This is a genomic window from Haloterrigena sp. H1, assembly GCF_005938085.1.
Lineage (GTDB): Archaea > Halobacteriota > Halobacteria > Halobacteriales > Natrialbaceae > Natrinema.
The window spans coordinates 42,937-51,269 of record NZ_SMZK01000007.1; the positions used below are offsets into that span (position 1 = coordinate 42,937).

Here is an 8,333-nt window from a genome sequence, read left to right on the forward strand (position 1 = left end):
CAAAATAGCGTTCGATTCGGGTGGCGAGTGAGGTGCCACCGCTGTTAGTGTCGACGGCCCACTCCGTGCGTTCTGTGACGGCTGTCGGTCGCGTTAGCCCTGCTGTGGTGTGTCCGTGGGCTGCTGTCCGCCGCTTTTTGCCTGCGTTGCTTCGGTTTCGTCTCCCGTCGTGTCGTCTTGCTGCTCACCGTCCGTCGATTCGTCAGGCTTCTGCTCGTCGATGTCGTGGATCTCGACTTCGTCGCCCGTTCCGCTCTCGCTGATCACCGGCTTGAGGACGTACTTCCCGCTCTTACCGGCTTTGTGGGGCGCGATGTCGTAGACGAAGTCGACCGACTCGTTGTTCCCGATGGTAAACGTCGTGTGCAGTTGGAGCTTGTTGCTCGGCAGCTTCACCTGCGTCTCCGTGCCGTCGGTCAGGACGCCCTCGGTGTCGCTGACGTAGATGAAGACCGTCTCGTACTCACCGGCGGGCAGTTCGAACTCGTCGATCATGGATGCATTCGCGCCTTTCAGCTCGGTGAGGTCGACGGTCGTTTCGTTGACCTCGCGCTCGATCCACTGCTCGTCGGCCGCACTGTCCTCGCTGTCGTTCTCGGCCGTCTCGTTAGTTGGCGTTTCGGTCGTCGATTCGTTGCCGGCGCTGTCCGACTCGGCCTCCGTGACGTTGCCATCGGTGACGTTACCGTCGGTCTCGTTCGTCGCGTCGGCGGTCACGTTGTCGGTCTTCTTGAACCCGACTTTCGTAATCGTCACGTTGAGGTGTTCGAAGTCGTCGATCACGCTCGGCTCGTCGCTGACGTAGAACGCGGCCGTTCCCGTCCCGCCGCTCGAGTCCGTCATCGAGCTGTCGTCAGTCGGCGCGTCGGTTCCCGGGTTGCCGCCCATCCCACCGGCACAGCCGGCGATGGCGACGAGGCTTGCCACCAATACGAGTTGGATTGTGCGTCTGTTCATATCCGAGCACAGTCACCATCTCGAGAAAAAGGGGGACGACGATTCGATCCGTTTACGACCGTTCAACAGCTTATAAACTGGATAAACGGCCCCGATTACGGGGATGACCCCATCGCCTCGAGCCGGTCGGCAAACAGCGTCTCGAGCAGCGCAGGCGTGACGAACGCCTCGACGACGGCGGCGACGACGAGCAAGAGCCAGCCCGCGAGGACGAGCAGCCCGGTCCGGTAGAGATAGCGTTTCGTGATGATTGAACTGCGGGACCCTCGAATCCGTTGGCCGACGCGGTAGAGCAGCCGGAAGCCGACGCCGGCGGCAATAAAGAGCGCGGGGAGCTCGAAGATGCCATGAGGTAACAGGCCGACGAGGATGTAGCCGACGCCGACGCTGCCGGCGATAAAGGCACCGACGTTCCCGACGATGATCCCGTTGAACACCATCGCCCAAGCCGTCAGGAGCCCGAGCGTCAGGACGCCGAGGATCGACAGCAGGAACGCCCGGCTGTTGTTGACGAGCAGGAACTGTGCCAGTTCGAGCCGGCTCCGGTCGCTGATGTCGGGAAACAGCGGCTCGCCGACCACCTCCTGGATGATCTCGAGCAAGTTGTAGCCGGCGATCATGAGCGCGATGCCGACGACGATCCCGACCGCGAACAGGCCGGCGGCGAAGCCGACGTATCGGCTGTGTTCGTCCCACGCGTCGGCGAGCGCGGCACGGGGTGGATAGCCGCTGTTGGATCGGTCGCGCTCGCGCTGGGTCCGATTGTCCATAGTTTCATATTGTCGAACTGTTCCATAAACCCCGCGGCTCGGCTCGTCGCGGGTCATCGACAGGCTAAGGCCGCCCGGCGAGAACCCCAATCTAATGACGACACTTGCGATCACCGACGGACAGGTACTCCGGCCCGATCTGACGGTGACAACCGCAGACGTACTGGTCGATCAGGACACCGGCGAGATCCGCGAGATCGCCCCCGAACTGGCGGCCGACGCCGACGAGACGCTCGACGCTGCCGGTTCGCTCGTGACGCCGGGATTCGTCAACGGCCACTGTCACGTCGCGATGACGCTCCTGCGGGGTACGCAGACGACAAACCGCTCGACGCGTGGCTTCAGGAGGACATCTGGCCTGCCGAAGGCGAGATGACCCCGAGGACGTCCGCATCGGTGCCGAACTCGGCTTGCTCGAGCTGATCAAATCCGGAACAACTGCCGTTGCGGATATGTACTTCACGTCCCCGAGGTCGCCGCGGCGGTCGAGAACGCCGGCGTTCGGGCGCGACTCGGTCACGGTATCGTCACCGTCGGAAAAGACGACGAGGCCGCCCGCGAGGACGCCCAGACGAGCCTCGAGATCGCCCGCGAGTACGACGGCGCGGCAGACGGTCGGATCTCGACGGCGTTCAAGCCTCACTCGCTGACGACCGTCGGCGGCGAGTATCTCGAGGAGTTCATCCCCAAGGCGCGCGAGGCAGGGATCCCGGTTCACTACCACGCCAACGAGACCGAAGCCGAAGTCACGCCGATCGTCGAGGAGCACGGACAGCGGCCGCTCGAGTACGCCGCCGAGCACGGGATGCTCGAGCCCGAGGACTTCGTCGCCCACGGCGTCCACGTCGACGACCGCGAGATCGACCTGCTCGCGGAGGCCGGGACCGCCGTGATCCACTGCCGGCGTCGAACATGAAACTGGGAAGCGGGATGGCCCCCGTCCAGCGGATGCGAGAGGCCGGCGTCACCGTCGGGCTCGGCACCGACGGCGCGGCCTCGAACAACGACCTCTCCATGCTGGACGAGGCCCGCGACGCGGCCATGCTCGGCAAACTCGCGGCCGACGACGCCAGCGCGGTGCCCGCCGAGGCCGTCGTCGAGATGGCGACTCGAGGCAGCGCCGACGCGATCGGCTTCGAGTCGGGCCGGCTCGAGGCTGGTGCGCCGGCCGATCTCGCCGTAATCGACCTCGAGCAACCTCACCTCACCCCGCCGCACGACCTCGTCAGTCACCTCGCCTACGCGGCCGCGGCGTCGGACGTCCGCCACACCGTCTGTGACGGACAGGTACTCATGCGCGACCGCGAGGTGCTGACGCTGGACGAACGGGCGGTTCGTGAGCGAGCGCTCGAGGCGGCTGAGGCGCTGATCGCCCGCGCTGAGACTGATCTCTGGGCCGCCTTCCATTCAGGCTGGTGAACGAAAACTGAACGCTCAGAATTGCTATAAACTCTAAAAACTATTTTCTACTAGTTTTCTGGATCCGGAAACACTGAGAACTGCCGGGTGGCTTTATTCATGAATGCCTGAATTTCTTGGATGAGATGAAGCAAAATCGATTGTTCGTGGTGGCGTTGGCTACCGCGATGATCCTGTCTGTGGCCGCCCGCTGGGAACAGTGTCGGCGGCAGCAGCAGCCAATACTGATGTATCGCCCGATGAGACAGACGAGCTGAACGTATCCGTCGACGACACCGTTGTGACGGTTACGTGGAACGAGAGTGCATTTGAAAACGAGACCACCAAGAACGGGACGGTCGAGGGCGCGGCTGTCAACGTGACGAGCCTCGACGAGAACGTCTCGTATGCCGCAAACGGGACGACTGACACCAACGGCACGCTCGACCTCTCTGCTCCCGAGACGACAGTCAACGTGACAGTCAACGCGTCGTCCGGAAACGCTTCGGGGACGACGGTGGCAATGCTCGAGCCGACGACCGAGACTGAATCCGAAGGGCTCGACATCTCCGTCGAACAGAACAATGACGACGTCACCGTGACGGTTACGGAGAACGACACTGCCGCTCCGAACGCGACGGTCAACGTCTCGACCGTCGACGAGAACGTGTCCTACACTGACGAGGGCACGTACACGACGGACGAGAACGGCACGGTGAGTCTGTCCGCGCCGTTCGGGAACGACAGCGTCGAGGTCGCCATCACCGCGACGGCCGACAGCGAATCCGCTGAGACGACGGTGACGCTCGAGGCAGCCGAGTACGAGAACTTCGGCGCGCTCGTCTCCGCGTTCGCCGAGGAGCAAGAGGCAGAATCCGACTCTGACACGACGCGTGGCCTTCGAATCGCGAACTTTGTCGTCGAGCACAACCCGGGTAACGCACCGGACCACGCCGGTCCACCGGGCCACGCTGGCCCGCCGGGCGACGATGATGACGAAGACGAAGACGACAAACGAGCCCACCGGAACACGCTGGTCCGCCGACTGACGACGACAGCGAGGACGTTGACGACGACGATGACGACAAACGGGGGCCACGGAACACGCGGGCCCGCCGACTGATAGCGACGATGTGGATGACGACGACGATACCGAAGACAGCGAAGACGACGACACCGAAGACAGCGACGACGACGACACCGAAGACAGCGACAGCGACGATAGCGGCAGCGGTAGCAGCGGAAATAACGGAAACGGCGGCGGCCCACCCAGCCACGCCGGTCCGAACTGATATCGCTCTCGACCGTCGGTCGAAGGATTGACGCTGGCGTACGGTCCGTCAGCTATCGCCAGTATTGAACCACGATCGCGGCGCTCGCCACCGAACCGTGGCCACCCCGATCGATCAGGCACGTAGTAATCACGACTCACCCACCGTTTTCGCTGTTTATTTCGAACCCGCTCGAGACATGTCACCCCTGCCACGATCGAACCGCCGGCAGAAATCGGCCGCCGGAGCGGTTCGGTAGCGTTTTTGCCGCGCTCCCACTCAATCGATCTATGACCGATACTGCGTATCCCCCGATCAGCGAGCAGTTGGACGATCTCGAGTCCGCTCGCGCGGAGGGACGCCGGAAGATGGACTGGGCCGCCAGCACATGCCGATTCTCGAGCACGTCCGCGAAGAGTTCGTCGCCGACCAGCCTTTCGAGGGCGAGCGCATCGCGATGGCGATGCACGTCGAGGCGAAGACGGCGATCCTCGTCGAGACGCTCGCGGAAGGTGGCGCGGAGGTCGCCGTCACGGGCTGTAATCCGCTCTCGACTCATGACGACGTCTCGGCGGCGCTGGATACCCACGAGAACATCACCAGCTACGCCAAACGCGGCGTCGACGACGAGGAGTATTACGAGGCTATCGAGGCGTCATCGCCCACGAGCCGACGATCACCGTCGACGACGGATGGACCTCGTCGCGGCGATCCACGAGGACTACCCCGAACTGATCGACGGCATCATCGGCGGTGCCGAGGAGACCACGACCGGCGTCCACCGCCTGCGCGCGATGGACGACGACGGGGCGCTTGACTACCCCGTCTTCGCGGTCAACGACACGCCGATGAAGCGGCTGTTCGACACGTCCACGGCACCGGCCGAATCCTCGCTGGCCTCCATCGCGATGACGACCAATCTCTCGTGGGCCGGCAAGTAACGTCGTCGTCGCCGGCTACGGCTACTGTGGCAAGGGCGTCGCGAAGAAGGCAGCGGGCCAGAACGCGAACGTCATCGTCACTGAGGTCGAGCCCCGCCGCGCGCTCGAGGCCACATGGAGGGCTACGACGTGATGCCGATGGCCGAGGCCCCGAAGTCGGCGACGTCTTCCTGACGACGACGGGCAACCGTGACTCATCGTCGAGGAGCACTTCGAGAAGATGAAAGACGGGCGTCTTACTCGCCAACGCGGGCCACTTCGACATCGAGATCGATCTCGAGGCCTAGACGACCTCGCGGTCGACCGCTACGAGGCTCGCGACGGCGTCGAGCCTACGAACTCGCGGGATGGCCGTCGGCTGAACATCATCGCCGAGGGACGGCTCGTCAACCTCGCCGCGCCGGTCTCGCTTGGCCACCCCGTCGAGGTCATGGACCAGAGCTTCGGGATTCAGGCCGTCTGTGTGCGTGAGCTGCTCGAGAGAACGGCGACGCCTACGACGCCGGCGTCCACGACGTGCCCGACGACCTCGACAAAGAGATCGCCGAGATCAAACTCGAGGCCGAAGGCGTCGACTTCGACTCGCTGACGGATACCCAGCGCGAGTACATGGGAAGCTGGGATCACGGAACATAACTCGAGTTCGGGAAGGCACAGTTCAGGGCTCGAGCCCCGTCGAACCGCACACTGGATTTTGGGTCGGTATACTGCCCGACAGAACCACCTGAAGCCGGTCGCGGCTGCTGTCCGTAGTATCAGCAGCGGATCGTAGACGGCACGGCGAGAAAGACGAGTGAGCGCCGGGAGATCAGTCTCCGTGTTCAGAAGCGTTCTCATCGGGCTCGCTGACGACGAACACCAGACTGCCATCCTCGAGGCCGCCGAGCCGAACGCGGACGAGAACGTCACACCTGTCCGTCGCCGGCCGGTGCAGATGCCGGTCCACCGCCACCCTTCCGTGACGGTTGGCAACCACTGACTCGAGATAGGAGACGGCGTCGTCAGTAAACAGTTCCTGCCACGGGGTGCCGGCGAGATCGTCGGCAGCGGCACCGAACCGCATCCGAAAGGAGCGACTCGCAAACTGGATTACCCGGCGGGATCGACGATCGCGATCGCGTCGCCGGCGAGCGCGATGCTCGCGAGCGACCGCTGCGAGAGGCGCGTCAGCCGATGGCGCTCGAGGAGATCTGTGACGCGGGTCGCGAGTCGCTCGCGCGGCTCGTTCCGGTCGATCACGGTAGTCCACTCGTACGACCGGATCGCGCGTGCGAGCTCCAGCGTCACCTCGTCAGCGAGGACGACGACCGGGAGCTCCGGCGCGTCGGTCCTGACGGTCTCGAGCCACTCGACGTGCGCGCCCGACCCGTCGGTAGCGGCCACGTCGCTGCGTTCGTCCGTCACAGTCGACGGAACGACGAGACAGTCGATCTCGTCGACGCTGGACTGTGCGGCCGCGAGCGTGGCGGCCGTCTCGACGACTATTGGTTCGTCGTCGAGCGCGCGTTCGATGTGGTCGCGGTCGCGGTCGCGGTCCTGATCGACGACGAGGACGGTACGCTGTGCCGGCTGGCTTCGAACGGATGGCTCGATTCCCCCCCGCTGGTGGGACTCGCATTCAGATCGCCTCCGGTGGTGGGTCGCTTGACGTGTCCGGCGAGACGGACGCGGGGCTGTTTCCATCGGTCGTCTCCTGTCGGTCTCGACTGGGGGAGGTCGGCTTGGCTTGCCGCTTATCGGCCGTCATGGACGGTTCCATCGACCACGACGGTGCCGTCGCCTCGAATCTCGACGTGCGAGTCGCCGTACTCGAACGTGACACGGATCTCGTCGCTCGAGTCCGGCCGGAACAGTTGATCGAGCGCCTCGGGATCGATGGTGTTGTACAGCGGGTCGAGTTCGTTCGGGGCGGTATCTGTCGCGTCCGCGAGAGCTTCGATGACGCGTAGACTGATCGAATCGTTGTAATAATCGAGTGTAGCTCCGGACATCTTGGCTGGACTAACACGATCCGTCGGTATCGGCTTGCCCGTTATACACGTAATTTCGCTGCCGCCCCGACACTACGTGTATAGTATCTCGAAATCGGCATCGCCCACCCGCTTCTCGCCCCGCGAAACGGCCGGAACGTGCCTCACACGTCCCAAATCCGCCGACGCTGCGACCGACACGGTTTGTACTCGACCACCACTGTGATGATGATTTGAATAGCTGACTGAAATAAACCGCTCATATCATTGCCAGTCATTCCATAGGCGTACTATGGACGGGATCGCGGTTCAGCGCGGACTGCTCGCAGATGACACGAGGTGGTCGCGTGCGGGTCTGCTCGGAGTGATCGGTGTTGCAGTCTTGATCGCCGCTGGCGTCTTCTTCTCTGAGGGGGTGCCTCGAGGAGTTGGCACGCAGACGGGACCCGGATTGCTCGTCGTGGGTCTTGCTGCACGGAGTGGCTCCGATCGGTCGAACGACATCGAGCGCCTCACCGACGCGCTTCGGCAGTTCACCTCGCGACTCGAGGACGAGTCGCCGCTGCCCGCGTCTGAACCCCCGGCGCAACCGCCGACCGTCGACGAGCCGATCGACGTTAAGGTCGATCGCGACGACGAACTCGAGCACCTCTCCGAGACCGTCACCGACCTGACGGCTGCAGTGTGTGATCGAGAACGGCGACGCGCCGAGAGCGAACGGTACCGGCGGGAACTGTCCCGGATCACGTCCGATCCGAACATGGATGACGAGGCGACGATCCGTCACCTACTCGAGTTGGGCTGTGATCGGCTCGGTCTCGAGACTGGGTTCGTCTCCCGGTTCGACGAATCGACCGACCGATACGAGATCGAGGCGGCCGTCGGACACCAGGCCGACCTCGAAGGACGGTCCTGCAACTCTCCGAGCCCTGTGACGACCTGCTCGAGTCGGACGACCGGCAGGGACCAAACGACGCTGCTGTGGTCGAGTGGGGCGACCATCCGATCGCCGACGAACTCGACGTC

Annotated in this window: 7 protein-coding genes and 3 pseudogenes; 5 read left to right on the forward strand and 5 right to left on the reverse strand. The window is 63.9% G+C overall.

The features are described 5' to 3' along the window. Positions 1-93: 93 nt before the first annotated feature. Positions 94-957 (reverse strand): DUF4382 domain-containing protein, encoded by an 864-nt coding sequence (locus E2L06_RS21255; RefSeq protein ID WP_138783205.1) that lies wholly within the window; start codon positions 955-957, stop codon positions 94-96. A 95-nt stretch (positions 958-1,052) separates the two neighbouring features. Then, a complete protein-coding gene (locus E2L06_RS21260) occupies positions 1,053-1,727 on the reverse strand; it encodes a stage II sporulation protein M (RefSeq protein ID WP_138783204.1) in 675 nt (224 codons plus the stop codon). A gap of 94 nt (positions 1,728-1,821) precedes the next feature. Here E2L06_RS21260 and E2L06_RS21265 point away from each other — a divergent pair. The 4 genes and pseudogenes from E2L06_RS21265 to E2L06_RS21275 all read left to right on the forward strand — a co-directional run bounded on the left by E2L06_RS21265 (position 1,822) and on the right by E2L06_RS21275 (position 5,973). Continuing rightward, positions 1,822-3,146, forward strand: a pseudogene (locus E2L06_RS21265) (amidohydrolase). Positions 3,147-3,426: 280 nt separating this feature from the next. Beyond that, a complete protein-coding gene (locus tag E2L06_RS22300) occupies positions 3,427-4,248 on the forward strand; it encodes a hypothetical protein (protein ID WP_212750834.1) in 822 nt (273 codons plus the stop codon). Positions 4,249-4,258: 10 nt separating this feature from the next. After that, on the forward strand, positions 4,259-4,417 hold the full coding sequence (locus E2L06_RS22175; protein WP_171052454.1) for a hypothetical protein: 159 nt from the start codon (positions 4,259-4,261) through the stop codon (positions 4,415-4,417). 269 nt (positions 4,418-4,686) lie between these two features. Continuing rightward, positions 4,687-5,973: pseudogene (locus E2L06_RS21275) on the forward strand (adenosylhomocysteinase). A 172-nt stretch (positions 5,974-6,145) separates the two neighbouring features. Here E2L06_RS21275 and E2L06_RS22680 read toward each other — a convergent pair. The 3 genes from E2L06_RS22680 to E2L06_RS21285 are packed head-to-tail and all read right to left on the reverse strand — an operon-like array spanning position 6,146 to position 7,328. Then, positions 6,146-6,400, reverse strand: coding sequence for a hypothetical protein (locus tag E2L06_RS22680; RefSeq protein WP_249361550.1), 255 nt, complete (start codon positions 6,398-6,400; stop codon positions 6,146-6,148). 26 nt (positions 6,401-6,426) lie between these two features. After that, complete coding sequence (locus E2L06_RS22685; RefSeq protein ID WP_249361551.1) at positions 6,427-7,020, reverse strand: hypothetical protein; 594 nt, start codon at positions 7,018-7,020, stop codon at positions 6,427-6,429. 50 nt (positions 7,021-7,070) lie between these two features. Next, entirely contained in the window at positions 7,071-7,328 is a 258-nt protein-coding gene (locus E2L06_RS21285; RefSeq protein ID WP_138783200.1) for a HalOD1 output domain-containing protein, read from the reverse strand. A 271-nt stretch (positions 7,329-7,599) separates the two neighbouring features. On the opposite strand from E2L06_RS21285, the pseudogene E2L06_RS21290 reads away from it, so the two are divergent. Next, positions 7,600-8,333: pseudogene (locus tag E2L06_RS21290) on the forward strand (hypothetical protein); the annotation flags it as partial.

Excerpts from the sequence above, each read along its gene's own strand:
- E2L06_RS22685 (WP_249361551.1), bottom strand. The coding sequence starts at position 7,020 with ATGGAAACAGCCCCGCGTCCGTCTCGCCGGACACGTCAAGCGACCCAC.
- E2L06_RS21260 (WP_138783204.1), bottom strand. The coding sequence starts at position 1,727 with ATGGACAATCGGACCCAGCGCGAGCGCGACCGATCCAACAGCGGCTAT.
- E2L06_RS21255 (WP_138783205.1), bottom strand. The coding sequence starts at position 957 with ATGAACAGACGCACAATCCAACTCGTATTGGTGGCAAGCCTCGTCGCC.
- E2L06_RS21285 (WP_138783200.1), bottom strand. The coding sequence starts at position 7,328 with ATGTCCGGAGCTACACTCGATTATTACAACGATTCGATCAGTCTACGC.
- E2L06_RS22680 (WP_249361550.1), bottom strand. The coding sequence starts at position 6,400 with ATGCGGTTCGGTGCCGCTGCCGACGATCTCGCCGGCACCCCGTGGCAG.